This is a genomic window from Flavobacterium suzhouense, from assembly GCF_042684765.1.
In the GTDB taxonomy this organism is placed as follows: domain Bacteria; phylum Bacteroidota; class Bacteroidia; order Flavobacteriales; family Flavobacteriaceae; genus Flavobacterium; species Flavobacterium suzhouense.
The window spans coordinates 453,369-479,771 of the sequence record NZ_JBHUMD010000026.1 but is presented as its reverse complement, the minus strand read 5'-3'; the positions used below and the strand labels follow the sequence as shown (position 1 = coordinate 479,771).

General features: G+C 40.1%; 27 protein-coding genes and 1 other RNA gene. 19 read left to right on the top strand and 9 right to left on the bottom strand.

Features of this window, described 5'->3' with window-relative positions; genetic code table 11:
• Positions 1 to 51 precede the first annotated feature (51 nt).
• Positions 52 to 1,467 carry an SDR family oxidoreductase gene (locus ACFSR3_RS12955; protein ID WP_379821501.1) on the bottom strand — a complete coding sequence of 472 codons (1,416 nt, stop codon included), beginning with the start codon at positions 1,465 to 1,467 and terminating at the stop codon, positions 52 to 54.
• 191 nt (positions 1,468 to 1,658) lie between these two features.
• Between ACFSR3_RS12955 and ACFSR3_RS12950 the strand changes: the two genes are divergently transcribed.
• From ACFSR3_RS12950 to ACFSR3_RS12895, 12 genes are all read left to right on the top strand, one after another.
• Positions 1,659 to 2,555 carry a MerR family transcriptional regulator gene (locus ACFSR3_RS12950; RefSeq protein WP_379821499.1) on the top strand — a complete coding sequence of 299 codons (897 nt, stop codon included), beginning with the start codon at positions 1,659 to 1,661 and terminating at the stop codon, positions 2,553 to 2,555.
• A gap of 266 nt (positions 2,556 to 2,821) precedes the next feature.
• A complete protein-coding gene (locus ACFSR3_RS12945; RefSeq protein WP_379821498.1) occupies positions 2,822 to 3,802 on the top strand; it encodes a fasciclin domain-containing protein in 981 nt (326 codons plus the stop codon).
• 200 nt (positions 3,803 to 4,002) lie between these two features.
• On the top strand, positions 4,003 to 4,395 hold the full coding sequence (locus tag ACFSR3_RS12940) for a response regulator (RefSeq protein ID WP_379821495.1): 393 nt from the start codon (positions 4,003 to 4,005) through the stop codon (positions 4,393 to 4,395).
• Between the two features lie 532 nt (positions 4,396 to 4,927).
• Positions 4,928 to 5,296, top strand: coding sequence for a hypothetical protein (locus tag ACFSR3_RS12935; RefSeq protein WP_379821494.1), 369 nt, complete (start codon positions 4,928 to 4,930; stop codon positions 5,294 to 5,296).
• A gap of 117 nt (positions 5,297 to 5,413) precedes the next feature.
• Complete coding sequence (locus ACFSR3_RS12930) at positions 5,414 to 6,259, top strand: DUF3347 domain-containing protein (protein WP_379821492.1); 846 nt, start codon at positions 5,414 to 5,416, stop codon at positions 6,257 to 6,259.
• A 1-nt stretch (position 6,260) separates the two neighbouring features.
• On the top strand, positions 6,261 to 6,740 hold the full coding sequence (locus ACFSR3_RS12925; protein WP_379821491.1) for a TlpA family protein disulfide reductase: 480 nt from the start codon (positions 6,261 to 6,263) through the stop codon (positions 6,738 to 6,740).
• Position 6,741: 1 nt separating this feature from the next.
• Positions 6,742 to 7,269, top strand: a complete 528-nt coding sequence (locus ACFSR3_RS12920; RefSeq protein WP_379821490.1) for a heavy-metal-associated domain-containing protein — start codon at positions 6,742 to 6,744, stop codon at positions 7,267 to 7,269.
• Between the two features lies 1 nt (position 7,270).
• Positions 7,271 to 8,080: a hypothetical protein gene (locus ACFSR3_RS12915; protein ID WP_379821488.1), complete on the top strand. Its 810-nt coding sequence runs from the start codon at positions 7,271 to 7,273 to the stop codon at positions 8,078 to 8,080.
• A gap of 70 nt (positions 8,081 to 8,150) precedes the next feature.
• Positions 8,151 to 10,670, top strand: a complete 2,520-nt coding sequence (locus tag ACFSR3_RS12910; RefSeq protein WP_379821485.1) for a heavy metal translocating P-type ATPase — start codon at positions 8,151 to 8,153, stop codon at positions 10,668 to 10,670.
• Between the two features lie 10 nt (positions 10,671 to 10,680).
• On the top strand, positions 10,681 to 10,902 hold the full coding sequence (locus tag ACFSR3_RS12905) for a heavy metal-binding domain-containing protein (protein WP_379821484.1): 222 nt from the start codon (positions 10,681 to 10,683) through the stop codon (positions 10,900 to 10,902).
• 46 nt (positions 10,903 to 10,948) lie between these two features.
• Complete coding sequence (locus ACFSR3_RS12900) at positions 10,949 to 12,358, top strand: multicopper oxidase domain-containing protein (protein ID WP_379821482.1); 1,410 nt, start codon at positions 10,949 to 10,951, stop codon at positions 12,356 to 12,358.
• Between the two features lie 16 nt (positions 12,359 to 12,374).
• Positions 12,375 to 13,196, top strand: a complete 822-nt coding sequence (locus ACFSR3_RS12895; RefSeq protein WP_379821480.1) for a multicopper oxidase domain-containing protein — start codon at positions 12,375 to 12,377, stop codon at positions 13,194 to 13,196.
• A 93-nt stretch (positions 13,197 to 13,289) separates the two neighbouring features.
• On the opposite strand, the gene ACFSR3_RS12890 is transcribed toward ACFSR3_RS12895, so the two are convergent.
• From ACFSR3_RS12890 to ACFSR3_RS12865, 6 genes are all read right to left on the bottom strand, one after another.
• Positions 13,290 to 13,523 (bottom strand): hypothetical protein, encoded by a 234-nt coding sequence (locus tag ACFSR3_RS12890; RefSeq protein WP_379821478.1) that lies wholly within the window; start codon positions 13,521 to 13,523, stop codon positions 13,290 to 13,292.
• Between the two features lie 47 nt (positions 13,524 to 13,570).
• Positions 13,571 to 13,831: a hypothetical protein gene (locus ACFSR3_RS12885; RefSeq protein WP_379821476.1), complete on the bottom strand. Its 261-nt coding sequence runs from the start codon at positions 13,829 to 13,831 to the stop codon at positions 13,571 to 13,573.
• A gap of 71 nt (positions 13,832 to 13,902) precedes the next feature.
• The gene (locus ACFSR3_RS12880) at positions 13,903 to 15,018 is read right to left on the bottom strand and encodes a DEAD/DEAH box helicase (RefSeq protein ID WP_379821474.1); all 1,116 of its coding nucleotides are present in this window, start codon (positions 15,016 to 15,018) and stop codon (positions 13,903 to 13,905) included.
• Positions 15,019 to 15,248: 230 nt separating this feature from the next.
• The gene (locus ACFSR3_RS12875) at positions 15,249 to 15,560 is read right to left on the bottom strand and encodes an RNA recognition motif domain-containing protein (protein WP_379821472.1); all 312 of its coding nucleotides are present in this window, start codon (positions 15,558 to 15,560) and stop codon (positions 15,249 to 15,251) included.
• A 315-nt stretch (positions 15,561 to 15,875) separates the two neighbouring features.
• Positions 15,876 to 16,055, bottom strand: a complete 180-nt coding sequence (locus tag ACFSR3_RS12870; RefSeq protein ID WP_379821602.1) for an ATP-binding protein — start codon at positions 16,053 to 16,055, stop codon at positions 15,876 to 15,878.
• Positions 16,056 to 16,358: 303 nt separating this feature from the next.
• Entirely contained in the window at positions 16,359 to 17,360 is a 1,002-nt protein-coding gene (locus ACFSR3_RS12865; protein WP_379821470.1) for an IS3 family transposase, read from the bottom strand.
• A gap of 51 nt (positions 17,361 to 17,411) precedes the next feature.
• On the opposite strand from ACFSR3_RS12865, the gene traN reads away from it, so the two are divergent.
• The 5 genes from traN to ACFSR3_RS12840 are packed head-to-tail and all read left to right on the top strand — an operon-like array spanning position 17,412 to position 20,049.
• Positions 17,412 to 17,984, top strand: coding sequence for a conjugative transposon protein TraN (traN, locus tag ACFSR3_RS12860; protein WP_379821469.1), 573 nt, complete (start codon positions 17,412 to 17,414; stop codon positions 17,982 to 17,984).
• Positions 17,985 to 18,020: 36 nt separating this feature from the next.
• A complete protein-coding gene (locus ACFSR3_RS12855; protein ID WP_379821467.1) occupies positions 18,021 to 19,136 on the top strand; it encodes a hypothetical protein in 1,116 nt (371 codons plus the stop codon).
• A 1-nt stretch (position 19,137) separates the two neighbouring features.
• The gene (locus ACFSR3_RS12850; protein ID WP_379821464.1) at positions 19,138 to 19,431 is read left to right on the top strand and encodes a hypothetical protein; all 294 of its coding nucleotides are present in this window, start codon (positions 19,138 to 19,140) and stop codon (positions 19,429 to 19,431) included.
• A gap of 51 nt (positions 19,432 to 19,482) precedes the next feature.
• Positions 19,483 to 19,755 carry a DNA-binding protein gene (locus tag ACFSR3_RS12845; RefSeq protein WP_379821462.1) on the top strand — a complete coding sequence of 91 codons (273 nt, stop codon included), beginning with the start codon at positions 19,483 to 19,485 and terminating at the stop codon, positions 19,753 to 19,755.
• Between the two features lie 3 nt (positions 19,756 to 19,758).
• Positions 19,759 to 20,049 carry a hypothetical protein gene (locus tag ACFSR3_RS12840; RefSeq protein WP_379821460.1) on the top strand — a complete coding sequence of 97 codons (291 nt, stop codon included), beginning with the start codon at positions 19,759 to 19,761 and terminating at the stop codon, positions 20,047 to 20,049.
• A gap of 16 nt (positions 20,050 to 20,065) precedes the next feature.
• Here ACFSR3_RS12840 and ACFSR3_RS12835 read toward each other — a convergent pair whose 3' ends face one another.
• Together ACFSR3_RS12835 and ssrA are read right to left on the bottom strand one after the other, a co-directional pair.
• Positions 20,066 to 21,337: a site-specific integrase gene (locus ACFSR3_RS12835; protein WP_379821458.1), complete on the bottom strand. Its 1,272-nt coding sequence runs from the start codon at positions 21,335 to 21,337 to the stop codon at positions 20,066 to 20,068.
• Between the two features lie 335 nt (positions 21,338 to 21,672).
• Positions 21,673 to 22,075: a transfer-messenger RNA gene (gene ssrA, locus ACFSR3_RS12830) on the bottom strand.
• A 207-nt stretch (positions 22,076 to 22,282) separates the two neighbouring features.
• Here ssrA and ACFSR3_RS12825 point away from each other — a divergent pair.
• Positions 22,283 to 23,503, top strand: a complete 1,221-nt coding sequence (locus ACFSR3_RS12825) for an NAD(P)-dependent oxidoreductase (RefSeq protein WP_379821456.1) — start codon at positions 22,283 to 22,285, stop codon at positions 23,501 to 23,503.
• A 95-nt stretch (positions 23,504 to 23,598) separates the two neighbouring features.
• Positions 23,599 to 26,301, top strand: a complete 2,703-nt coding sequence (locus tag ACFSR3_RS12820) for a histidine kinase (protein WP_379821453.1) — start codon at positions 23,599 to 23,601, stop codon at positions 26,299 to 26,301.
• Positions 26,302 to 26,403 lie beyond the last annotated feature (102 nt).

Genomic DNA, 26,403 nt, shown 5'->3' with positions numbered 1-26,403 from the left:
CTAAGATGACGAACACTGATACTGCTTCTTCAGTGTAAATGTTGTTTTGTTTTAAGATGCGATCTTTTTTATCATCCCATTAAAAATGAAGTAGTGGAATGGGAGTACCATATACCAGTAAAGTCTTCCCAAAAGCCCTAATGGACGAAATGTCGCAGTCTGTGTGATAAGGCCGTTTACAATAGTAAATTCGAGCCATGCTTCTCCCGGAAGTCGCATTTCAGCATATAGCAAAAGCCGCATTTCATTGCGGTTGGAATAAATCACTCTCCAGAAATCAAGAGATTCGCCCGTAGAAATGGTTGAAGCATTTTTACGGCCGCGTTTAAGGCCCACACCTCCAAAAAGCTTATCTAGAAACCCTCTGAAATTCCACAGCCAGTCCCCGTAGTACCAGCCTGCGGCACCACCAATTGAGAAAATCCTGTCTGCTGCAATTTTAGGATCTGTTACCTTCATTGTCTTTACGTCAGTAAACACTCCAAATTCCGGCACTTTTATTTTTCCGTACAATCTAGCCTTTCGCGCCCCACCAAGCGCGTCTTTCCAGGTAGACAGCACCATATCCTGTTCAATCTTTCCAAAAGCAAGTTCGATTGCCTCACGGTAGGGTATCAGCTTTATGCCTAGTAAGCTGTTCAAATCGTTAGTAACGGCAACCACGTCTACTTTCATACTGTCCACCAGATTTCTTGCAAGAGGGTAAGAAGTGGAAGTAACAAAGTACAGCCAATAAGAAGAAAGTCGGGGTGTCATCACCGGTAAGGTAATAATACATCTTTTCAGCCCTCTTTGTACTGCAAACTGATGCAGCATTTCCTTGTAGGTAAGTATATTAGACCCATAGATATCAAAATGCTTACCATAGGTATCTGCTTTTAAAAGAACTCCGGAAAGGAATTCAATGACATTGCGTATTGCTATAGGCTGACATCGGGTATTCAACCATTTTGGAGCCACCATTATAGGTAATTTTTCAACCAAATCGCGAATAATCTCAAAGGAAGCGCTACCGGAGCCTACGATAATGCCTGCACGTAAAGCAGTCAGCGGGACGCTCCCTATAGAAAGTATTTCTTCTACATTTTTGCGGGATGCTAAGTGTGGTGAGAGCTTAGTATCATTAGCGATGCCGGTCAGGTAAATTACCTGTTGTGCCCGGGTATGTGCGATGGCATAGGCGAAATTTCGGGCTGCACGCTCCTCAAGTGCAGTAAACTCACCAACGGCACTCATAGAATGGACCAGATAATAAGCAGCATCAATATCTTCAGGAATCGCTTTAAGGCTTGCGCTGTCCAATAGGTCAGCTTCCATAATCAGGGGAACGTTAGCACCATCAAATTTTCCAGTGTCGAACCTTCCTGCATCCCTGACAAGGCATATAACCTCATGCCCCTGCGCCAAGAGCACAGGCAGGAGCCGCTGTGCAATATAACCCGTCGCACCTGTCAAAAGTATTTTCATGTCTTATCGGTATTAGTTGCATTGCCATTTATAGAAACTGCCGTGAATCTATCGCAATAGCAATAAGGTTTGATAATCAGGTAATGACAACTTTAGTTTTATAAAGTTATAAAATTTTGTTTAACTTTATAGAATATTATGGTAAACAATTTTATTGTTTTATTAACACACTCTATAAATTCTAATGCAGCATGAATAACATCAAGACAGTATTTTCCATAGGTGATCTGGAAGGGCTTACCGGGGTAAAGGCGCATACAATCCGAATATGGGAAAAAAGATACGGAATGTTGTCGCCTCAGCGTGGAAGTAATAATCTACGTTATTATGGACTTGAAGAACTTCGTAAACTCCTTAACATCGTTCTGCTGACAGAGTATGGTGTTAAGATTTCCAAGGTAGCAAAAATGGGTACGTCGGAAATTGAGATGATGGTTGGGGAAATCCGGGTCGGCAGGCAGGATGTTAACTACACCATACATCTTTTTAAGCTTTCCATGATGACCTTTGATCAACCCCTTTTTCTTGATGCCACAGATCATCTGCTTGCAAAAATGCCGTTTGAGAAAGTATTCCTTTCGTATTATATGCCCTTTCTTGAAGAAATAGGATTGATGTGGCAAACTGGAACTATCCAGCCTGCACATGAACACTTTATAAGCTGCCTGATCCGTATGGTGGTCATGCAACAGACAGCCTTATGCAGCAGAAAGGTTAGAAAAGGTATAGCTGCTAAATATGTCCTGTTTCTTCCATTTGGCGAAATCCATGAACTTGGCCTGATGTATTTGCAATATTTGATCACGGCCCGGGGTGAGGGATGTGTATACCTGGGAAGCAACATCCCACTTGACAGCCTTTCAGAGATAACCAGGCTTTTCAGGGGTGTAACATTTATTACCTATCTGACCGTCCTACCGGAGGAAAAACCTTTAGATCAATATGTAGAGGCACTTTTATCGAAAGTGAGAGACAACCACTCAGAATTATGGATCGTAGGGCGCAGAACCTCTGAATTAAACATATCTGAACAAGAGGGTTTCAAGAGGTTTAGTGTCCTGCACGATATCGCTGCAAAACTATCTTAAATCTTTACATGGGTTATTTTGTATGCTCTTATTTACAACTGTCTTTATGTTAGGCAGTAATTATATTTTGTTAAGCCTTATTATCAAATAAAGCATTTATTAAAACCATTTTTACCCCACGAAATCTGGTTTTTTTCCTTGTCCTTCTCAGCATTAATTCTAGGATACTTCAACAAAACTTAATTTTTTGTTTAATTATTTTTTGTTTTTATGTAAACAAAATATTCCATCATAATTTTGTCTTACAAACCTAAAAATAAAAATATATGAAAAAAGATTTTTTGAGGAAGGGAGTCGCAATATTAGCACTAGCCTTCATTCCGCTGGTGTCGTGCAGTGATGACGATAACGACACGATGCCACAGAACAACACTATAGCAGCTATTGCTTCATCTAATGCAAACCTTTCCATACTGGTGGATGCCCTTGACAGAGCAGGCCTGACTGCCACCCTTGACGGAACCGGTAGCTTTACGGTTTTTGCGCCAACTAACCAGGCGTTTACTGCTTTCCTGCAACAAAAAGGATTTGCTAACCTTGAAGCTGTTCCCGTACCTGTACTTAAAGAGATACTTCTCAATCACGTTGTTTCAGGTACTGCTACGTCATCATCATTGGCTACAGGGTATGTGAAGACCCTGGCAAAGGGGAGTGCATCCAGTACCAACACGCTAAGCATGTTCATTAATACGGCAAATGGTGTTGTCATTAACGGTGGTGCATCTAATGGAGGTGCTACGGTGACTACAGCAGATGTAATGGCGAGCAATGGAGTAGTTCACATTGTTGGGAATGTAATTGATCTACCTACGGTGACCAGCCATGCAATCGCTAACCCGGACTTCTCGATTCTTGTTCAGGCACTGACAAGAGATGACCAGCCCGATTTTGCCGGTATTCTTTCGGGAAGCCAAAGTGCACCTTTTACTGTATTTGCACCAAGCAATGCAGCATTCGCAAGCCTATTGACAGAACTTAATCTCTCAGGATTGGCTCAGATTCCTCAGGCAACATTGGAGAATACGCTTAAATATCATGTAGTAGCAGGACAGAATGTCTTAGCGGCCTCGTTAATGGACAATATGACCGTAAACACATTTCAGGGGGGAAGCTTTACAGTTAACCTTGAAGGCGGGGCATCCATTACTGACGCAAATGGCAGGGTTTCTACTATTACAGCGACAGACGTACAGGCCTCCAATGGTGTTGTACACGTAATAAATAAAGTACTTCTTCCACCGATGTAATATGTTTATTCATTAATTTAAGTGAGTGTACCTGAAGGATTTCGTTCAAAATGAAATCCTTCAGTTTTACTTATTAAGATGGTATTATTCAATATTTAACTATAATTCTTTATGTAAAATATTATAAAAATATTTCTTTCCAAGTAACTATTTTCGTCATTATTACTGTAATTATATTTAATATGCTCCGTAAATCTATTATGCTTGTAGAAGATGATAGTGACGACAGAGACTTATTTTGTTTGATTGTCCATGATATATCTTCTGCTATTGAATGTATACAATTTTCCAACGGTAAGGACGCACTTGACTACCTTGCAATTACCGAAAAAATTCCTGAAATAATCTTTACTGACCTAGATATGCATATCGTATCCGGCGAAGAGTTTATTATTGAGCTTAAAAAGGATAAAAAGACAAAAGATATACCAATTTACGCGTACACAACACCTTTTATGTTTGAGCATGCCAGGGAGGTAACCAAATCAAGTGTAGCGGGGTGCGTTTATAAAACATCAAATTTTCATGATCTTGAACACAATTTAAATGAGGCATTACAAAAACATTATTCCCTCACCAAGGAATTAAAGTAATGGCAAAATAGCATTCTTTTCCTGTTATTGCTGGAAAAAGATATGTCAGTTTTTAGTTCTGACTATAATCCTTATATGTAAAATATTGTAAAATTTACGTGCAATTTCGTTTTGAAAACTTTTGTGATAGATTATAATTTCGCACACGGTTGGTCAGTGTATTGCACTACTGAAAGTGGTTGGTAATGCAGTGTATTTAGAATCCCTGATTATTTCAGGGATTTTTTTAGTGATTCAATATATAAACATTCCAACACGAATTTTAATCTACGTCACTTAAAAGATGCAATCATTGTTCATTAACCATTTGCCGATATTCTAAAATATTTAAATTGTTCAGATATGTAAGTTTAAATCCAAAAATACTATACATCAAATCCAAAATATTATAAACGGAAATCATTTTATAACTGATACTTTTGTCAAAGACATTTTGTAGTCGGCGGAGTTTTGGATTTTATTCCACCATTTTTTCTGCCTAAAGCAAAGTGTTTATACAATTTTTATAATTTTGTAGTTCAAACCCATGCACTTGAAGAAGTTTCATATTATACTACTGATGACCCTGGGCTTTTTGTTAAGTCCAGGAGCAGCCTTTGCCTGTGGGCATCAGGCTGAAGGGCATCGTACGGAAACTCCTGAATCGTGTGGAATGGAATGCTGTAAAAAAGAAAAGGATTCGACGCCCTCAAATAAAGACCATCACGACTGCGATGGCAAATGCGGACATTCTTCCTGCAATTGCACGTCGGTTTGCAGTTTTGTATTCACTGTAGTGCCTACCCTTCAATTTAAGCATGAATTTGTCATGATATCTGTTAAAAAGCGTGTATTCGTGTATACTGAAGCGTTTTTTACTTCGGCAATGAATTCACTTCGACTTCCGCCTAAAATAAGCTAGACTCATTTCGTAACAGCCAAAGGTGCGTCCTTTCAGGACTGCTGTAATGCCTTTTTTTGCCTATAGTATGCAAAAAAGGTACCTGCGCCATTTTCCTAACATTTTAAATTATTAGTCATGAGTCTATATAAAAAGCTTATGGTGTCGGCATTTGCCCTGGCATCAACATTTAATATCCAGGCGCAAATAAAAAACGCCCAAACAGTGACAGCAAAAGTATCCGGTAACTGCGGAATGTGCCAAAGCACAATAGAAAAAGCAGGAAGTATTAAAAAAGAATCACAAGTTAAGTGGGATAAAGACACACAGCTGGCTACAATTACTTACGATTCCAAAAAGACTAATCCTGAGCAGGTGCTGAAAAAGATTGCGCTGACAGGATACGATAATGAAAAATTCCTTGCTCCAAAGGAAGTATATAACAACCTGCATGGCTGCTGTCAGTATGAGCGTACTCAGGGAGCCGAAGGTTCTAAAGGTGATGAACATTCTGAGGCGGCAGAACAAAATAGCACTGAGACTGTTTCACAGTCAAAGGAATTATTACCAGTCATTACATCCTATTTGAACCTGCAGCAAGCTTTAGTGAAATCTGATCCTAAACAGGCCGCAACAGCAGCAAGAGAACTGGATAAAGTAATTAAGGGTGTCCCTATGGCAAGCCTTAAAGCAAATCAGCATAAAGTCTGGATGCAGGTTAAGGATAAACTTGCGGCAAATGCAAAAGGTATTGCAGGTACATCTGATCTGAAGAAACAGCGAACACTTTTCGCAGGGCTTTCTGAAAGTATGTATGCTCTTGCGAAAACTGCAGATTTGTCTCAGCCATTGTATTATAACAACTGCCCAATGTTTAATGAGGGTAAAGGTGCAAACTGGTTAAGCCAGGAGAAGGGGATAAAGAATCCTTATTATGGATCGCAAATGCTGACTTGCGGAAAAACAATTGAAACCATAAAATAAGATGAAGCATAGTATAATATTCGTACTAGTCTTTAGCCTGTTTGTAATGTCTGCTAATGCGCAGATAAAGCCCGGAGACCAACTGCCAAAGCTAACCCTGACTGATGTTTCAGGGAAGAGTATGGATCTTCAGCCCATAAAAGGCAAGGTCGTTCTTGTCGATTTTTGGGCATCCTGGTGCGGACCCTGCCGCGTAACCAATAAGAAGCTGGTAAAACTCTATGAAAAGTATAAAATAGCAAATCTTGAGATAGTAGGCATTTCGTTGGATAAGGATAAATCCAAATGGCTTGCCGCGGTTAAAAAAGATAAGATAACTTATATGCAGTTAAACGACCCTGAGGGCTTTGAGGCCAAGTCGGCCATTGCTTTTGGAGTTGAGCAGATGCCTGCAAGCTATCTTTTTGACGCTGCGGGCAGGCTTGTTGCCATCAATCCAACAGAAGATCAAATTAAAAATGAAGTAAATAAAAAAAAATAACATGAGAAATATAACCGCAAAACTGATAGTACTTTCTATTATAACCTTAATGCCATTTGCTCCGGCTTATTCACAAATCAGGAAAGCAGAAATTATCGCTACAGGATTAACATGCTCAATGTGCTCAAACGCCATCAATAAGCAGCTTAAATCCATTGATGGCGTTGAAAAGGTGGATACCGACTTAAACACCAACACATTTACCGTTTTCTTTAAAGAGAATGCCGCCATAACTCCCGCTAATCTGAAAAGCAGCGTGGAAAAAGCGGGCTTTTTTATTGGGTCAATGGTTATAACGCTGCAGCTTGAAAATGTAGTAGCTAAAGATAACTCAGGACTTCAGGAAGGAGGGGCCAACTATATATTTATTGACTCCAGGGAAAAAGCTCTTAACGGGGAGACGAGGTTAAAGATTCAGGATAAAGGGTATGTGACTCAGAAGGAATATAAGAAGTTACAGAAATCGTACTCAAAATATCCTACATACAATCTGGATAATGAAGAGGACTTCCATATTAAAGTTATATAATATGAGGAAGTTAACAGTATTATTTTTCTTTATTATTACCTTTAATGTACACGCTCAGGAACTATTCGTAATGACAGAGCCCGCCAGCAATGTGTCGGCATGCTCAATAAGTGCGCGAATTGGCCAATCCCTTATGAAGGAGAAATATGATTCGGGCTACAATTACCATATGATGCCGGAGGTTACCTGGGGGATAAACAAAAACTGGATGGTACGTGCAAGTGCTTTTATAAGCAACAGGAATACTGATCTGGTAACTGAGGGGGGAGGTTTTTACGCCAAGTACAGATTTCTTTCTGTGGATGACCTGCATAGCCATTTCAGGATGGCTGCCTTTGGTCGATACAGCTTCAATAATGCAGATATCCACCAGGAGGAGATAGAGACAATGGGGCATAATACAGGGTATGAAGCAGGGCTGGTTGTTACCAAACTGGTCAACAAAGTGGCTATAAGCTCTTCTGTCAGTTATGAAAAGGCTTTGGATAATAAGCCTGACTACGATTTTCCGGACGGCCAGGCCAGTAGTGCGATCAATTATACATTATCACTTGGAAGGCTAATGTATCCCAAGACTTATACAAGCTACAAACAGACAAACATCAACCTTATGGTTGAGTTGTTGGGACAGACTTTAGCGGATAATGGAAAATCCTATCTTGATATAGTACCATCAATACAATTCATCGTCAATAGCCAGGCCAGGATCGACCTTGCCTACAAACAGGAATTATACAGTTCGATGCTGAGATCAGCACCCAATGGGGTATATCTCAAGTTAGAATATACTTTTTTTAACGTGACAAATTAAAAAGAAATACTGGGCAATACAGAATTATCAGGTAGCATATGCAATCAGCAACAACTCTAAAAAAATACTTATGACACATACATATTCTATAGAAGGCATGAGCTGTAATGGCTGCAGAGAGAAGGTGGAAAAAGCATTGAACAGCATAGGAGGCATAACCGCACAAGTCAGCCTTAATCCACCGCAGTCTGTCATAACAATGGCTGCTCATATCCAGACAGAGGATCTTCAGCAGGTACTCAGTCGGGCCGGGAATTATAAGATCAGGATGCAGGACCATAAAAGCAGTGATTCCCAGGGGCACCATAGCTATCATTCTGAGAAACAAAATGTAAATAATAAGGAAGGGGACCATGAGCCAAAAGGTGCAAAATATTACTGCCCTATGCATTGTGAAGGTGACAAAACCTATGACAAACCCGGTAGTTGCCCAGTATGCGGGATGAATCTGGAAAAAATACCACAGCTACAGGCAGCATCTTCAAAATATACATGCCCGATGCACCCTGAGATCGTGAAAGAAGCACCGGGGGCTTGCCCCATTTGTGGGATGGAGCTGATTCCCCTGGCATCAACGGATGATTCTGAAGAAGAGAACCACTATAAGATCCTACGCCGAAAATTCTGGATAGCCGTTGCTTTTACGTTGCCGGTATTTGTGCTGGCTATGGGTGAGATGATCCCGGGAGATCCAATAGGCAGGGTGGTGGGGCAGAAAGTATCGAGCTGGCTGCAATTCGCGTTTTCCTTGCCTGTTGTTTTTTACGCCACCTGGATGTTCTTCCAGCGTGCCTGGACATCTTTTGTAACGCTTAAGCTCAATATGTTCAGCCTCATTGGCCTGGGTGCTGCCGCTGCATTTGCCTTCAGTATTGGGGGATTGCTCATTCCCTCTGTTTTTCCTGAGGAATTCCGGGGGCATCATGGCGGAGTGCATCTGTACTTTGAGGCGGTAACCGTTATCCTGACCCTGGTACTGCTTGGACAGTTGCTTGAGGCGAAGGCACACAGCCGGACCAGTGGTGCCATACGCGAGCTGCTTAAGCTGGCACCAACAGATGCAACTCTTATCAGGGATGGAAAGGATGTGCAGATACACATCAATGAAATTAAGCAGGGCGATATTTTACGGGTTAAACCAGGAGAGAAAATACCTGTTGACGGCAGTATTACAGAAGGTTCTGCCAGTATTGACGAATCTATGATTACAGGCGAGCCAATCCCGGTCACAAAGGAGCAAGGCGATAAGGTAAGTGCCGGTACGATCAATGGGACCAAAACCTTCCTTATGGCAGCAGAACGTGTGGGGGAGGAGACTTTACTGGCACAGATCATTGAGATGGTCAATTTTGCCAGCCGGTCCCGCGCACCCATTCAAAAACTTGCCGATAAGGTGTCCCGTTATTTTGTTCCTGCGGTTATCACAATTGCGTTAATTACGTTTGTTATATGGGCTGTATATGGACCCCAGCCCGCTTATGTTTTTGGTTTTGCCAATGCCTTGGCCGTACTTATTATTGCCTGCCCGTGTGCCCTTGGGCTGGCCACACCCATGTCAATAATGGTAGGTGTTGGCAGTGGCGCCCGACAGGGCGTCCTGATCAAAAACGCTGAAGCCCTGGAAAAGATGGCAAAGGTTGATGTACTTATTACAGACAAAACCGGAACCATTACCGAAGAAAAACCATCTCTTGAACGCCTGTCGGCTTCTGAAGGGAGTGATGAACAGGAAGTACTCAGGGTTATAAGTTCCCTTAATCAGCACAGCGAACACCCTTTGGCAACAGCCATAATGAACTATGCCATCACTAAAGGGACCAATCCCGAAAAAATAGAGAATTTCGAAGCGGTTACCGGAAAAGGCGTGACAGCCATACTAGGGCATCAAAAAGCAGCTATAGGCAATCGTGGCCTAATGGAAGAAATAGGCATAGCAATTCCTGAGAAACTGGCGGGAGAAGTAGCCAATGAGCAGGGGCAAGGCAAGACTGTTTCGTTTGTAAGCCTTGATAACAGGGTAATAGGCTTTATTACCATTACAGATGCGGTTAAGGTTACCAGTGCAGAAGCCATCAAATCGCTTCAGAACAAAGGCATCGATGTTATTATGCTTACCGGTGACAATCCTCTTACCGCTAAAGCTGTGGCACAGCAGCTAGGATTGCAGCATTTTAAGGCTGAAGCACTCCCAGGGGATAAGCTTGACGAAATCAGGAAACTTCAGGCTCAGGGGAAGGTCGTTGCCATGGCAGGAGATGGCATTAATGATGCGCCTGCTTTAGCGCAGGCCGATATCGGTATTGCGATGGGGACCGGTACCGACGTCGCTATAGAAAGCGCAGGGGTCACCCTTCTGCAAGGCGATTTGCAGGGAATTGTAAAAGCCTACGAACTGAGCCATAAAGTAATGAAGAACATACGGCAGAACCTTTTCCTTGCCTTTATTTATAATATCATCGGTATTCCCATAGCCGCAGGAGTGTTGTACCCATCATTTGGTATCCTGCTCTCTCCTATGATTGCTGCTGCAGCCATGAGCTTAAGCTCTGTCTCGGTTATCCTTAATTCGTTAAGGATTAAGAACCTTTAAAAACACCATCATGAAAAAATACCTAAAATATATCGCTCTGGTTTTATTTATGAGTTTCTCTATAGTCGGATTTGCACAGCATGGAAACCACTCTGAGCCAAAGGCGAAAGTGAAGGAACAGACGCAGCGAGCCTATACCTGTCCCATGCATCCTGAGGTGCATTCCGATAAACCAGGAAAATGCCTTAAATGTGGTATGGCATTGGTAAAGAAAAAAAGTAAAACCTGTTAAAAAGAAGCCCACTGTAAAGACTAAAACGTCGGCAAATAAAACAGACGTGAAGGAAAAGCCAGCTTCTCAGCCAACTGAATCTCTCGAAAGCCACAACGGACATACTGAGCACACTGAAGCCATGGTGGAGCCATCTCCTCCAATAGCAAAGCTCAAGACTAAACCCAAATCAGTACGATATGACCTGTATATTAGCGATACCATTGTTAATTATACAGGTAGGAAAGTAAAAGGAATTGCCATTAATGGTAAGATTCCGGGGCCTGAACTCCATTTTACCGAAGGCGATACGGCAGTGATTTATGTACACAATAAAATGCACCATGAAACTTCAATCCACTGGCATGGGCTGTTGCTGCCCAACGAACAGGATGGTGTGCCTTACCTTACGACTGCGCCTATTAAAGGCATGTCTACACATATCTACAAGTTTCCGCTTATACAATCAGGCACCTATTGGTATCATTCACACACGATGCTACAGGAGCAGGTAGGTCTGTATGGAGCATTCATAATCCACAAGAGGGATGAGCCGGCAATTCCTGAATATACCGTCATGTTAAGTGACTGGACCGATCAGGATCCACATGAAATTGAGCGTTCCCTGCATAAGGCAAACGATTGGTACGCTATACAGAAGGGTGCGACACAGAATTACTTTGAGGCTCTGAAGGAAGCAAAACTGGGAACTAAATTTACCAACGAATGGAAGCGCATGCATGCTATGGACGTGAGCGATGTATATTATGATCGTTTTCTGGTTAACGGAAAAACCGAAGACCATCTCCCGCAATATAAGATAGGGGACAAGGTACGCCTGCGCGTAATTAACGGCAGTTCATCATCTTATTTCTGGCTCAATTATTCGGGAGGCAAAATAACAGTGTTTGCTAGTGATGGTGAGGATGTAGAACCTGTTGAGGTGGACCGTCTAATCGTTGGTACCTCAGAAACCTATGATGTGATAGTGACGATTCCTAATGAGGGTATTGCCTACGAATTTGTCGTTACATCAGAAGACCGCACTGGGCAGGCCTCGTTATGGCTTGGTTCAGGTGTTAAACAGCTACAGCAGCCGCTGCCACGCCTGAAATACTTCGAGGGAATGAAGATGATGAACGACATGATGACCGTAGGAGGAAAGATGAAGGATATGGGAATGAACATGAGCCTGCAGACAATGGATATGAATGCGGTTATGTACCAGGAGATAACAGGAGAGCCAAGCCATAAAAATATGGATACAGAAAAAGGACATGGCAATCATAGCCAGGCTAATGGGCAAATCGTAACACTGAATTATGATATGCTGAAGTCTCCGAGAAAAACCACATTACCGGAGGGGCCTGTGCGCACAATTCATTTTGAGCTTACTGGCAATATGAACCGATACGTATGGACAATAGATAATAAAGTGGTTTCTGAAACAGACAATATACTGATAAAAAAAAGGTGAAAACATCAGGATAGTGATGACCAATAATTCGATGATGCGCCACCCGATGCACCTGCATGGGCATTATTTCAGGGTTGTAAATCAGCATGGAGAGTATTCACCGCTAAAAAATGTTATCGATATTATGCCTATGGAAACTGATATTATTGAGTTCCATGCAAACGCAGAATATGGAGACTGGTTTTTCCACTGCCACATCCTTTACCACATGATGTCCGGGATGGGAAGGATCTTTACCTATAATGATTCACCGCCGAACCCCCAGATCCCTGAACCTGGAAAGGCGCTTAAGAAGGTTTATGCAGATGACAGGAGGTATTACTTCTCGGCTGATATCGGATTGGAAAGCAACGGAAGCGATGGAGAGATGAGGCTTGAAAATACCCGCAATTTTGCAGAACTGGAATGGTGGCTGGGCTACAATGATGAGTCCGGTTATGAGACTGAAGCACATTTTGGTAGGTACCTGGACAATATGCAATTCCTGTCGGCATATGCAGGTTTTGATTTTCGTTACCACAATGCCAAAGAGGAGGAGAAAAATCTTTTTGGGCAGGTTAATACCCAAAATAAACGAGCCGTAGCCTGTATAGGGATCATTTATGTTTTGCCATGGTTTGTAGAGAGTGATCTAAGGCTTGATCACGAGGGTAAGCTAAGGCTTCAGTTTACCCGGGAGGATATCCCGCTAACTTCCCGTTTGAGGTTATGGGGTATGTGGAACACAGATTTCGAATACAGCATTGGCAGCAGATATATCCTGACAAAATACTGGTCACTGTCAGCCCATTATGATAGCGATATGGGATTAGGAGGAGGCATAGCGCTTACATACTAATTTATATCAGACAATGAAACCGCGCCATTTTAAGAATGTGGCGCGGTTTTACTATTGTTATTGTTCTGATAATACTGCTTATTGTACTACCTGCTAAACCGACAGGATATGAATTAGTGCCTCACAGGTAATTCCATTTTCTTCACGCTCGAAAACCATAAATTCAACATGTACCACTTTGTATTCACTTCCATCAAGCCAAAGAGTTTTATTCCTTTTAAAAGTTATGGTACTGTCTTCCCTGTTACCTACCAGGTCATACACCTGGTTAGTTGTAAAAAGCGTTTTACCATTTACAAACGTTATTTTAGTTTTTAGATCTGCCATTGTTAATTGTATTTAATGCAAACGGCACAAGCGGGGAAGAAAAGTATTTATCGTTTGACGCTTCTGTCATTTAGCTGGAAACGCTGTATCCGTTCTCCGGGCATGCTCTTTTTATCGGCAGCCTGCGGGAGTTGCTTTTCCGGTGGTATATCGGTAAAGTGCCCGTTTGCATCTACATATACCATCATGCTTTCAAAGCCTTTGCCTTTATTATTGCTGATTTTCCTGTCCTGTCGCTTTTGCGCCTTCTGTTTTTTTATTAGGGTCTTTTTCTTGTTGTTTTCTTTCTTAAAAAAAGAATCTGCCATCGTATATAAATGATTTTAAAAGTGAAATACTGTATTGTTGTCTGGTGTTTTAATTTCGCTGGCTGAAGGGATTACAAAGCGGAAACCGCCAGCTTAAAGCCAATGAGTTTTTCGATGCTCCTCAGGTCAGCCTTTTCTTCCGTGCCGCAAAACGACACCGCCGTCCCGCTATTACCGCCACGGCCTGTACGGCCAATTCGGTGTACATAGGTTTCCGGTACATTGGGCACGTCAAAATTAATTACGTGTGGAAGCTCATCAATGTCAATGCCACGTGCTGCAATGTCGGTAGCCACAAGGACGCGGAGCTGGTTTACCTTAAAACCCTGCAGTGCTTTTTGCCTGGCATTCTGCGACTTGTTACCATGTATGGCTGCCGCAAATATGCCTTCTTTTACAAGAAGCTTTACCAACTGGTCAGCGCCACGCTTGGTGCGGGTAAATACCAGCGAACGCGAGATGCCCCTATCACTAAGAATATGCGTCAGCAATTTTTCCTTATCCCTTTTATCAACAAAGTAAACGCTCTGGCTCACCGTTTTTGCAGCGGAAGATACTGGGGCTACACTTACGTATTCAGGGTTTTGTAGCAGGCTGTCAGCCAATTTCTGTATGGCATTAGGCATAGTCGCCGAGAAAAACAGGGTTTGCCTTTTAGACGGTAGCTTTGTAATGATCTTTTTTACATCACGTACAAAGCCCATGTCGAGCATACTGTCTGCCTCATCCAGTACAAATATTTCAATGTTAGAAAGGTCTATGTATTGCTGTTGTAGTAAATCCAGCAACCTGCCGGGCGTAGCTATCAATATATCAATGCCATTATGTAGTGCCTTAACCTGGTGGAATTGCGACACGCCTCCGTAAATGGCAGTATGCTTTAAAATTAGATTCTGTCCATAAGCGGTAAAGTTATCGCTTATCTGTATTGCCAGTTCACGCGTAGGGGTAAGTATAAGCGACCTTTTGGCTTTTGGCTTTTTTGGCGGGCTGCCTGCCAGTTGTTGTAAAATAGGGATTGCAAAGGCAGCGGTTTTACCCGTGCCCGTCTGGGCACAGCCTATCAGGTCTTTACCTGAAAGAATTACCGGTATGGCCTGCTCTTGTATGGGAGTTGGTGTTGTATAATTTTGTTGCCCCAAAGCCTTAAGTATGGGGGCTGAAATATTTAAATTTTCAAATGTCATGATAAAGTGTGCCGTAATGGCTTTTGTTTAAAGTAGTAGCCTAAATACCAAAAGATGTATTTAAGGCCTGAAATTCTCAGGATGGTATGATGCAGGGAATAAATCCGGGCAGCGTCCGTTCAATACCAGATGAATTTTATAAACAAAAACTGTCACTATTATAGGAATAGAAAATTCAAAAGGCAGGAAAAAACAAGAATGGCCTAAGCCATTCTTATCTGTATATGAGTTTAGTATCTCCTGTCGTTAGACCTTGAGTAGCCACTGCCACTACGGTCAGCACCAAAACTGTTGTTCTGTGTTTTAGGTCGGGCTTCATTTACCACGATTACCTGGCTGTCCAGCCTTGAATTGTTCAGTTCTTCAATCGCGATTTCCGCTTCTGAAGTGTTTGGCATTTCCACAAAACCAAATCCTTTAGCACGGCCGCTAACCTGGTGGATGATTAGTTTTACCGAAGTTACTGCTCCATGGGCCGCAAAAGCATCGCGCACCTGATTTTCTGAGGTACCATACCCCAGGTTTGCTACATAAATGTTCATAATGTAAATTGTTTAAATTAAATAAGGCAACTGGGAACGCCTGGACTGAAGAGTAAGAAGGGACAAATTTTACAAGATGGACAAATTTGCTTATCAGCGTGAGCATTGGCAGAGAACCAATATGGGGTAAAGGTAAACTAAATATAATTATCAACGCCTGTTTGCCTGTAAAACTTTTAAAATAAAAAATTGAAAATCAATAAAATAGCATGCCTTTAGTCGAATGGGGCATGCTGAGGGTTCAGTGAATTTTACAGGCATTCGATAATTATGATGGCCAATCAGCAGGGATAAGGATATGTATTTCCTTAGTTGTCAGATACTTTTTGCGGTTTTTTCCAGCGGCAGGCATATAACGAATTCTGCACCGGATGACCTGCTTACGGCTTCAATAGTGCCGTTGTGCCACCCGACAATTCTTTTGCAAAGGGCAAGCCCAAGTCCATTGCCTTCATATTTGCTCTTGGAATGCAACCTTACGAAAGGCTTGAAGATATCATCTGCGTATTACGCCTTAAATGTTAGATTGGTAATGCATTAAAAGGCTCTCTTCTTTGATGGACTCATTGACAATCAGGTGCAGTTTGTCAAGATGTGTTTTTTGCATTTTGCGAAAAATCGTGATTTGTTGCTGTCTTCATTTTTACACACATTAATTAAATAATATAATTTACTTCATCAAAGTAATCTGTTGCATATGAAGAAAGCAATGATTCACATCACTAAAGTTATATCTTGTAGGGAAATATTGTAATGTAATTTAGGATTATGTTGAATTTATTTTTTAAGTTATTTTGATTAAGTTTTGCGATATTCTAAAATAGTCATATTGTTCAATTGACTATGCCTTCTGCTAATGTTATAAAATGTTTCTATATATTCAGAAATTGAGGATTCAGCTTGTTGCTTTGTCTGATAATTATTTTGAAAAACGAGCTCAACCTTCAATGTTTTAAAAAAGCTTTCTGAAACTGCGTTGTCCCAACAGTTTCCTTTTCTCGACATACTTCTGATGACAGTTTTATATTTACTCAATTCATTGATGAATTCCTTACACGCATATTGAATTCCTTTGTCGGAATGGAAAATTAGTGGGGAATTGTTAACGGGGCTATTGGTAATAGCCATATCTAATGCCTTTAAACTGGTATGTTTTGCCGAGAGGCTGGTTGATAGCGCCCAACCGATTACTGTCCTGTCAAAAAGATCTATGATCACTGTTAGGTAGAGCCATCTGAAAGATGATTTAATGTATGTGATATCCGACACCCATACCTCGTTTTTATTGTTCACGGAGAACCCCCTGTCAAGTATATTCTCGGCAACCGGGTACTTGTGGGAGGAATCAGTAGTTGTCTTAAACTTCCGTTTAAAAACACTTTGTAATGAGGCGCTCTTCATCAGTTTCCTGATCAGCTTTTCAGAAGCATGAAAACCTGATGCTTCAAGTTCTTTTGCAATTCTCGGGCTTCCATATCTTTTTTTGTTTCGATAGTGTATTTTCTTTATCTCTTCAAGTAATACAAGATTATGTTGTTCCCTTTTGGATAGGGTCTTGCTTCTCCATTTATAATAGCCGCTGGTACTTACATTAAGAATCCTGCACATATCTTTTACTGGAAAACAAGATAAATGTTGGTCGATAAATTCAAACTTTACCTGTGTACGAGTCTGAAGGCAGCCGGCACATTTTTCTAATATGTTCTTTTCCAGTTTGACCTTAGCTAATTCTTTTTTCAAGCTCTTTAGCTCTGACTGTATTTTAGCTTTACGAACGATTTTAATATTCTGCTTTTGCATTCTAAATTTTTAACGCCCCAAAGCTCCATCATTTCGTGTCCACTTTTTGGTATGAAGATCATAATTACTGCGGATGGGAAAGTCTATGGTTTTGAGGCATGCTATGATGAATCTTCGTCTTCACTGACTCTGACTTTTCCCGAAATAAAAAGTGGCAGCCTTATCCAGTTCAGCGAGGACAGATCTAATGAAAAGAAGCTTGAAGATGCGGCGGAATTTGCTTTTCACGAAAGAAAAAGAATAAATGGGCTCAGTGCCGGTAATTATGGGATCAGGATGTCTATTACAGGATTGTATATCCATGATGACCTATTGTATTATCGTATGAAAATTGCTAACGAAACCAATATCAGTTATGATATCGACCAGCTTCGTTTTTTCATAAAAGACCAGAAAAGGACTAAAAGGACGGCATCGCAGGAGGTTGAAGTTATACCTGTGGCAATGCATAAACAAACAGAAAAAATCCCTGCGAATTCGGCGAGAACTTTTGTGGTGATCCTTCCGAAATTTACTATCCCGGATAAAAAAAATCTGGTAATCCAGCTGATGGAAAGTAAAGGGGGAAGACATCAGGAACTGACTATCAGGCACCAACGCGTTGACAATCCCAGCCCCTTTTAGCAAGTATGAGTTTCCGGTTCCGATTACAGCAAAGTAATGGAGGAATTAAAAGCTCTTGCTCAGCAGGGCAATACACATTTAACGCACTGGAATGATGATGTACCCGTAAGAAGCTGCAATGATCTTGCTGCATTTTCCACAGCCTATGAGGTTGCGGAGCACTGTTTTGAAATGTCTACTGACAGGGATCAGATGTATTCTATCCCGGTCTCACCACTGTATAAGGCAATGGAATCAGAGGCCGGGATTAAATTTCAAATGGAATCCGCAGACGAATCAATAGATCTTGCCGACCTCTTAAGCAGCTATTACCGTAACGGATTGGATAAAAGTAGTACCAACATAAATAATAAAAATATGAACGAGAAGAATTTTGATTATCTGAAAGACCAGGTCTTATATACAGGATTTGGTGAGGCACTGGAGGGAGAACTGAGGCAGAATATGGAAAAGCAACAACCTACTTTTACGCTTCAGCATGATGCTTATTATGGCGACAGCAGGGTTTCTGCAGCACTGAACTTTAGAAAATCAGACCAGAGCGACCTGTATTTCTTTAATTCCTATAAAGTCCAGCTGCAAAAAGAAGGGAAGGAGGATAACCTCGAGCAGACTTTCTATATCAACAGGGGCAGTAATATAACCCTGAAAGAAGCGTTCAACCTTATGGAAGGCAGGTCGGTCAACAAAGACCTTACAGCTAAGGATGGGGAAGTCTATAACACTTGGGTCCAGATCGACTTCAAAAATTCTGACGCCAAAGGAACCTTCGCGCTGAACCATTATCACGAGAATTATGGTTTTGATCTTGAGGGCGTACTTGCCAAACATCCCATCAAGGAGCTTGAGAACCCAAAGTATAAAGAGGACTTGATAAACTCGCTAAAGAAGGGCAACTTGCAGTCAGCCACTTTTGTAAAAGACAAAGGGGAAGTGAAGCAATATATCGAGGCCAATCCCCAATTCAAGACCATCAACATTTACGATAGCAACCTAAAAAGGCTTGATACAAGGCAACGCAACGAGCAGCAGGAATCGCAGGGCAAAAGCCAATCCCAAAGCAAGGCTTCAAAAAAGGAAAGTGCAGCAGATGACGAAGCACCGGCAGATGTACAGGAAAATAAGAAAAGGCGCAAGTCCCAATCGATGTGATATGGAACCGGTAAAACCCCTGTCTGACTTTTTTGATGCGATACAGAAAGACTGCCGCATCAGCATTACCCATATAGGGATATTTGCCGCGGTGCTGCATTACCGCGCAGGGAAGGGGTTTATTAATCCTGTTGAAGCATACCGCGCGCAGGTAATGGAAATTGCAAAGATTTCCGCACCGCAGACCTATAACCGGTGTATGAACGACCTGACGAGGTATGGATATCTGCGTTATGTGCCGTCGTTCAAGAAAAACCAGCCCAGCAAAATTTATTTCATGGAACAGTCAGTGTGATATGAAATAGGTGGTGCAGATGATCAGAAGTTTACATAAATGAAAATAATTATGAGTGAGAGTATAACAAAAGAAGATTTGCATGAATTCGGTACAATGCTGCTTCACAATCTGCATAAGGCAATGAAAAATAGTGTAGCGGAACAAAAAAAGGAGGACCAGCCTGAATGGCTCAAGAGTAAAACCGTAAGGAAGCTGATGGATATGTCTCCCGGCTCAATCCAAAATTTAAGGATTACTGGACGTGTAAGGTTTAAAAAGGTAATGGGATCATATTATTATAACAGATCAGACCTTCTGGCCCTGTTCAGTACAAACACTTAATCCATGAAGATGAAGAATGATTTTCTAACCATTATAGCGTCAACTGAAAAAGACAGGCGGCTGACTGTGTGGCACCTTGCTATCCTGACTTCTCTTTTATTGCTGGCTTTACGTCAGGGGAGGCTAAATGGCATTAAAGTAAGCAGGAGCAGGATTATGGTACTTTCGCATATAGCAACGCTCCCAACTTACCATAAGTATTTTAAGGATCTGCAGCAAATAGGATATATTGATTACAGGCCATCTTATCATCCGGGAGTCCGCAGTGAGGTGGATATAAAAAAACAACCATAAGGTTGTTTTTTTTTGTTTAACGAAGCCCATATCGTTGCTTTAGTTCCTTTAATTCTTTTTCAAGCTTTGAAATCATTTCTATTCCCTCCTGAGGTATTGCTTGCTTGCTCTTACCCAGCTTGATTCCTAATTCTTTCATTTCACGACCGATAGTCTGTTCTGCTGTAATAGCATAGGATTCCGTCTGGCGGATAGACTGGTGTCCCAGCATTTCCTTTACTACATGTATCGGTACATCATTATTTAGTGTGACGGTGCTGCCGAATGTACGCCTCGCTTTATGGGTGTTCAATTCACAATCAAAACCGCACAGCTCAGCAATTTCCTTAAGATAAGCATTCATCTTTTGATTGGATGCAACGGGTAATACAGCTCCTCTCGAAAGGCAAAGAGGATGGTTTTTATATCTGTCTATTATTTCTAAAGCTTTCGGGAGCAGTGGGATATTAGTCACATTGCCGGTCTTTTGCCTTTCGGACATAATCCATTGCGCGCCGTCGATACCTGTCTTTATATCAGCCTTCCTAAGCTGGTAAGCATCAATATATGCCAGGCCGGTATAGCATTGGAATACAAAGATGTCCCGCACGGTCTCCAGCCTTGGCGTAGTGATCGTCACCTGTTCGAGAGTACGCAGCTCACTTGCTGTAAGCGGTCTCTTTAGGGTTTTTGTTATCTTTCTCTTGAATGCCCTGAAAGGATCCTGGGCAATAATGTTCTTGTCGATAGCCCTGTTGATCACCTTTTTCATGCAGGCAATATATTTGAGGGCCGAATTGTTTACGCAGTTCTTTACCGTTTTCAGATAAAGCTCATAACTGATTATAAAATCGTAGTCGAGGTCGCGAAATTCAATGTCATCTGCTGCATATTTATATTTTACGAATGCAATGGCGTGGAACCGTGCTGTCTCATAGCGCTTGTGCGTTGCCAGGGCATAGTCTTGCGGGACAAGCGACAGCATTTCGTCATTGTGCTTTTTAAATTCTTCCAAAAGCATGGCTTTGGAAGTTACCCTTCCAAGGACAAAATCAATGATCCGCTGTGCGGAAATTGTCCTTTCCGTATACATAAGGTCCATCTTGAATTGATTAATCCGGGTTACCATCGCATCCAGGAAATGATTCAACGTCCGGGCATCCTCCTTATTTCCTATTGCCCTTTCAGTTTTTGGATCCCACCTTTGGATATCCCACGTCCTTTTGGTAGAGGTTTCCTTACGCACCCCGTCTACTGTTACCCTCAGGTAGATATACCTCATGGTTGTTTCTTTGCTGGCTGTCTTCATATAGAAGCTCAGCCCGAAGCTTGTTTCTAACATAACTTACTGTTTTTAAATTAATAAATATAAGATTATGCCGTTCTTCAGTCAAGTCGTTAACCTGTTTTACCTGTTGTAATTCAGGTGTTTAAGTGTATTTCTGGGGCAAATTCGGGGCAATTTTCAGAGCAATGGTAAATTGCCCCGAATTTGCCCCGAAAACTTTGGGCTCTTTTGAAAATTTTGTTTGCTGCAGGGAAAATAAAAAAGCCTGCAAATATCAAAATTTGCAGGCTTAATGGGCTTTTCGAGACGTTTTTGTGTGTTTTTGGCAAATTTGAAAAGTGTGCCTTAAACCGTCTTCGTGGAATCGCCGGGAATCGAACCCGGGTCCAAACAGGGAAGCAAAGAGCTTTCTACACGTTTAGTTTCTGCTTAATTTTTCGATGTTGTGCAAGGCCAGAAACTGCCACACAACACTTAGCTTCTAAAGTCTTGGGAATTTCGCGAAGCAAAAAAACTCCCCAGGTCTATTTTTACGGTTCCCCATTACAAAACGCCATAAACCAGGGCTTTTTAGGAGAATCTCACTTTCCTGCCTTGCAGGACGTGGCTAAATCTTACTATAGTTCAGATTATTAAGCAGCAAGAGCGTAATTATTTTCGCCGTTTAAAAGTTCGGAGCTGATGAATTAACGAGAACCAACTCCTGTTCTCGACGTGCTTACTGTTCATTTCGGCCTGCTGTCAAAACCAGTCGACCCCATGTAAGTAGTTGGTAGTGATATTAAACAAAAATAATACCAAAACTATTGTGCAAATATAATGATATTTTTCTCCAATATTTATTGGCAAAGGAGAGAAATACTGTTATATTTGAAAATAATTTAAGCAATACTGTTATATAATTTAAAGGTAACGTTTGAAATTGACCTAAACTAACAATATACGTAGTAATAAACTTGACTTAAAATGAAATTTGGTATACTAAAGGAGAGAAAATCGCCGCCGGATAAAAGGGTAGTCTTTTCGCCTGAAATGTTGGAAAAGTTAAAAGAAAAATTTCCAGCTATCGAGATTAAGGTGGAGGCATCCGATATTCGCATTTTCAATGACAGTGAATATATTTCAAAGGGATTTGAAGTAACAGATGATATATCAGATTGTGATGTGCTTATAGGTGTTAAGGAAATACCTGTCGATGCACTTATTCCTCATAAAAAGTATATTTTCTTTTCTCATACAATTAAGAAACAGCCTCATAACCAAAAGTTGCTTCAGGCAGTGATTGATAAGGAGATTGATCTCTACGATCATGAAACTTTTGTTGATGAAGAGGGGAAGCGCCTTATAGGTTTTGGAAGATATGCAGGTAATGTAGGTGTATATAATGCTTTTAGGGCTTTTGGGCTTAAATATGAATTGTATAGTCTTTCTAAAGCCGAGACACTACCAGATAAAGTAGCACTTATTTCGCGTCTTAAGAAAATGATACTTCCACCCATAAAAATTGTATTAACAGGGCATGGCAAAGTTGGCATGGGAGCGAAAGAGATGCTTGATGCCATGAAAATTAAAGAGGTATCTGTAGAAAATTATTTTTCTAAAAATTATAATGAGCCTGTATATGTTCATATTGATGTAGAGCATTATAATAAAAGGAAAGATGGTAAAGCTATGGATAAAACAGAGTTTTACAAAGATCCTTCGGCATACGAATCTGATTTTGGACGCTTTTCAACTGCATCAGACATGTTTATTGCAGGCCATTTTTACGGAACAGGAGCTCCTGTGATATTATCTGCTGATATGCTAAAGTCTGCTGATAATCGTATTAAGATTATTGCTGACATATCGTGTGATATCGCCGGGCCTATAGCCAGCACATTAAGGTCTTCAACTATTGCAGAACCTTTTTATGGTTATCACCCTTTTGAGGAAAAAGAAACCGATATGTTTCACCCTGCAGCAATTGTAGTTATGGCCGTAGACAATTTACCGTGCGAATTACCAAAAGATGCAAGTGTAGGCTTTGGTGAAATGTTTTTAGAACATATAATCCCGGCCTTTTTTAATGATGATAAAGATGGTGTATTAGGACGCTCCCAAATTACAGAAGGAGGGAAGCTGACAGAAAAATTCAGTTATCTCAAAGATTATATAAATGAAAAAGAAAATGCGCCCCATATATAGGGGCCTTTTTTTTGGTTCATTTTTATATATTTGATAAGCAAATCCCATACAATATGCGTTTAAAAGCCCTTCTTTTATTATTGTTCTTACAATTTATGATACCGGCATTCTCGCAGGAATTACTTCCTTTTGTGGAGAATTTTACGAAATCAGAATACAATGGCGATAATCAGGTATGGAATGTTGTACAGGGCAAAGATAATGCAATGTACTTTGCTAATAATCATTATTTTTTACGTTATGACGGTGTAAAATGGGAACGTTATTCTTTGCCAAACAAAACTATAATACGTTCTGTATTTGTAGAAGGTGATAAGATTTATTGCGGCTCTTACAAAGAATTTGGATATTGGAAAAGAGTTCATGGTAAGATGGAATATTTTTCCGTTTCAAAGGACAAAAACTTATTTCTTGGTAATGCAGACAACGAAGAAATATGGAAAATATTCAACCATAAGGGAAAGATATACTTTCAGTCTTTTAATGAGATTTACATATATAACGGTAAGAATGTTGAGAAAATCAAATTCCCTGAACTCATCTCCTATTGCTATGTTATTGATGCAAGAATATATGTTGCAACGGTAAAGAGCGGAGTCTATATACTTGAGGGAAAAAAATTCAATAAGATCAAAAACTGGCAACAGCTTGACAACAATATTATTCACGGAATGGAGAAAAGGCATGGTGTCCTGTATGTTTTTACCAAAAATAATGGAATTTACACGGGAAATGAAACAGGTTTGTCTCCATGGAAAAGCAGTCTTAATAATCTCATAAAGGGAGATGTAATTGTTACCGCTAAATTCCTTAATGATTCTATTTTGGCAATTGGTACAGTTCTTAAAGGCTTATATGTTATAAATATCAAAGACAACACCTTTAAAAACCTTAATAGAAAAAACAGTCTTAAGAATAATGCTGTACTTTCTTTAAGTCTTGATAATGAAAAGGATTTATGGTTGGGGCTGGACAACGGTATTTCTCATATAGAAGTAAATTCACCTGTAAATATATTTTCTGATAATTTGGGTATATTGGGATCGGTATATTCTTTATCTACTATGCCTGAAGGCTATCTTTTTGTAACCAATCACGGAATATTTACCTATAAAAACAAAATGCTTAATGCGATACCTAACTCTCAGGGGCAGGTATGGGATATTTATAAGCATGGTAATGAGTTTGTGATAGGTCACAACGACGGAACATTTATTTATAACAATAACTCTCTGAAATGGGTCAATCCGGTTAATGGTGGGTGGAAGTTTTTAAAAAGTGATTTTGATAATGTCTACTTTCAGGCAAATTATTCAGGTATAGCCATTTATAAGGATATAAACGATTTGAGCAAATGGAAAATACTTGATAGTATTACAAAGCCAATCCGAAACATTGCTCAAAATAAAAAAGGTGAGCTTTGGGCTGCAGATAATTACAGGAGTCTTTACAGGATAACATATGACGAGAATTTCAAGGTTAAACGTGTAGAAAATGTTTCCGGAAGTAATAATATTACAAGTGATTTTGGTGTAAAAATATTTAATTTCAGGAATGAGATATTATTTTTAATAAATAATACCTGGTACATATATAATGGTATTTCAGCCAAACTTGAAAAAAATAAAATCTTCAATTCTGAATTCAGTAATATATCTGATATAATACCCATTGATGAGAATCATTTCATGGTTCTTAAGCAAGGTCTTCTTTACCTGATAATACAAGACAAGAATGACTTTAAGTGGAGGCTGCTATCGGAGAAATATTATCAGGGAAGATTGATCATGGAAAATACAAGTGTTTATAAAGATGGTAACAGACTATTGATAAATCTTGATGATGGTTTTATAACTTTTGATCTTAATAATGATAAACCTCAGACTAACGACATTAAGATAGAGGCTTACTACCTTGGTAATCTTATTGATGATGACACGGAAGTAAAATATAATCAGTCTGTAGATATTCATTTAATAGCTAAATATTTTGGTTATGGACGTCCGGATTTACTTTATAGGCTTAACGATTCTGAACTTATTCCTGTAAAGGATGGGAATATAGTCCTGAATAACCTAAGCAGTGGGAGACAACATATTGAAATTTTTACAGTTTCAGGAAACAGCGATAATAAAGTTGCGGAATATTATTTTTATGTTTCCAGGCCCTGGTATTTTTCTGTTTGGATGATATTGGTTTATATAGTAGTGATAAGTGGTAGTTTCTTTTTGTATTATCGATGGAATGCAATACGCTATAATCAGAAGCTAAAACTAAATGAAGAAGAGCTTAAACATCGAAAACAACTTCTTGAATTTGAAATGGAATCTGAAAACCGTTTAAGGCAACAGGAATTTGAAAAACACAGGCTCGAAATGGAAGTGCAGAATAAAGCATCGGAAGTTGCAGGAAAATCACTTTCTATTGCTAAGCACAGTGAAATGATTGAAAGTATTCAGGAAGTTCTGAATAGTGAAATCAATGATGGTCAGCTTAAAACTAAGATAAGACAGATTATAAAAACGAATACTATCAGTAAAAACGAATGGCAAAGTTTTGAGAAAAATCTTTTCAAAAGCCATGAAGAATTTGTAGAAAGGCTTTCTAAAAAATATCCATCCCTCACTTCAAAAGATATTAAGTTATCTATATACTTAAAAATGAATTTATCTTCTAAAGAAATTGCTCCGCTAATGAACATTTCTTTTAGGGGAGTAGAATTACATCGCTACAGATTACGTAAAAAACTTGAACTTTCACAGGATGAAAGTCTGTATAAATTTATGATAAGCATATAATTTTATTTAAAAATTTAGCTATTTAACATAAAAAAGTATTAAATTTTGTTTACTCTTTATACATCAATACTACATCATTAACACTTTTTATGATGTATAAAG

Coding starts and splice junctions, on each gene's coding strand:
- ACFSR3_RS12955 (WP_379821501.1), bottom strand. CDS start 1,467: ATGAAAATACTTTTGACAGGTGCGACGGGTTATATTGCACAGCGGCTC.
- ACFSR3_RS12950 (WP_379821499.1), top strand. CDS start 1,659: ATGAATAACATCAAGACAGTATTTTCCATAGGTGATCTGGAAGGGCTT.
- ACFSR3_RS12945 (WP_379821498.1), top strand. CDS start 2,822: ATGAAAAAAGATTTTTTGAGGAAGGGAGTCGCAATATTAGCACTAGCC.
- ACFSR3_RS12940 (WP_379821495.1), top strand. CDS start 4,003: ATGCTTGTAGAAGATGATAGTGACGACAGAGACTTATTTTGTTTGATT.
- ACFSR3_RS12930 (WP_379821492.1), top strand. CDS start 5,414: ATGAGTCTATATAAAAAGCTTATGGTGTCGGCATTTGCCCTGGCATCA.
- ACFSR3_RS12925 (WP_379821491.1), top strand. CDS start 6,261: ATGAAGCATAGTATAATATTCGTACTAGTCTTTAGCCTGTTTGTAATG.
- ACFSR3_RS12920 (WP_379821490.1), top strand. CDS start 6,742: ATGAGAAATATAACCGCAAAACTGATAGTACTTTCTATTATAACCTTA.
- ACFSR3_RS12915 (WP_379821488.1), top strand. CDS start 7,271: ATGAGGAAGTTAACAGTATTATTTTTCTTTATTATTACCTTTAATGTA.
- ACFSR3_RS12910 (WP_379821485.1), top strand. CDS start 8,151: ATGACACATACATATTCTATAGAAGGCATGAGCTGTAATGGCTGCAGA.
- ACFSR3_RS12905 (WP_379821484.1), top strand. CDS start 10,681: ATGAAAAAATACCTAAAATATATCGCTCTGGTTTTATTTATGAGTTTC.
- ACFSR3_RS12895 (WP_379821480.1), top strand. CDS start 12,375: ATGACCAATAATTCGATGATGCGCCACCCGATGCACCTGCATGGGCAT.
- ACFSR3_RS12890 (WP_379821478.1), bottom strand. CDS start 13,523: ATGGCAGATCTAAAAACTAAAATAACGTTTGTAAATGGTAAAACGCTT.
- ACFSR3_RS12885 (WP_379821476.1), bottom strand. CDS start 13,831: ATGGCAGATTCTTTTTTTAAGAAAGAAAACAACAAGAAAAAGACCCTA.
- ACFSR3_RS12880 (WP_379821474.1), bottom strand. CDS start 15,018: ATGACATTTGAAAATTTAAATATTTCAGCCCCCATACTTAAGGCTTTG.
- ACFSR3_RS12875 (WP_379821472.1), bottom strand. CDS start 15,560: ATGAACATTTATGTAGCAAACCTGGGGTATGGTACCTCAGAAAATCAG.
- ACFSR3_RS12865 (WP_379821470.1), bottom strand. CDS start 17,360: ATGCAAAAGCAGAATATTAAAATCGTTCGTAAAGCTAAAATACAGTCA.
- traN (WP_379821469.1), top strand. CDS start 17,412: ATGAAGATCATAATTACTGCGGATGGGAAAGTCTATGGTTTTGAGGCA.
- ACFSR3_RS12855 (WP_379821467.1), top strand. CDS start 18,021: ATGGAGGAATTAAAAGCTCTTGCTCAGCAGGGCAATACACATTTAACG.
- ACFSR3_RS12850 (WP_379821464.1), top strand. CDS start 19,138: ATGGAACCGGTAAAACCCCTGTCTGACTTTTTTGATGCGATACAGAAA.
- ACFSR3_RS12845 (WP_379821462.1), top strand. CDS start 19,483: ATGAGTGAGAGTATAACAAAAGAAGATTTGCATGAATTCGGTACAATG.
- ACFSR3_RS12840 (WP_379821460.1), top strand. CDS start 19,759: ATGAAGATGAAGAATGATTTTCTAACCATTATAGCGTCAACTGAAAAA.
- ACFSR3_RS12835 (WP_379821458.1), bottom strand. CDS start 21,337: ATGAAGACAGCCAGCAAAGAAACAACCATGAGGTATATCTACCTGAGG.
- ACFSR3_RS12825 (WP_379821456.1), top strand. CDS start 22,283: ATGAAATTTGGTATACTAAAGGAGAGAAAATCGCCGCCGGATAAAAGG.
- ACFSR3_RS12820 (WP_379821453.1), top strand. CDS start 23,599: ATGATACCGGCATTCTCGCAGGAATTACTTCCTTTTGTGGAGAATTTT.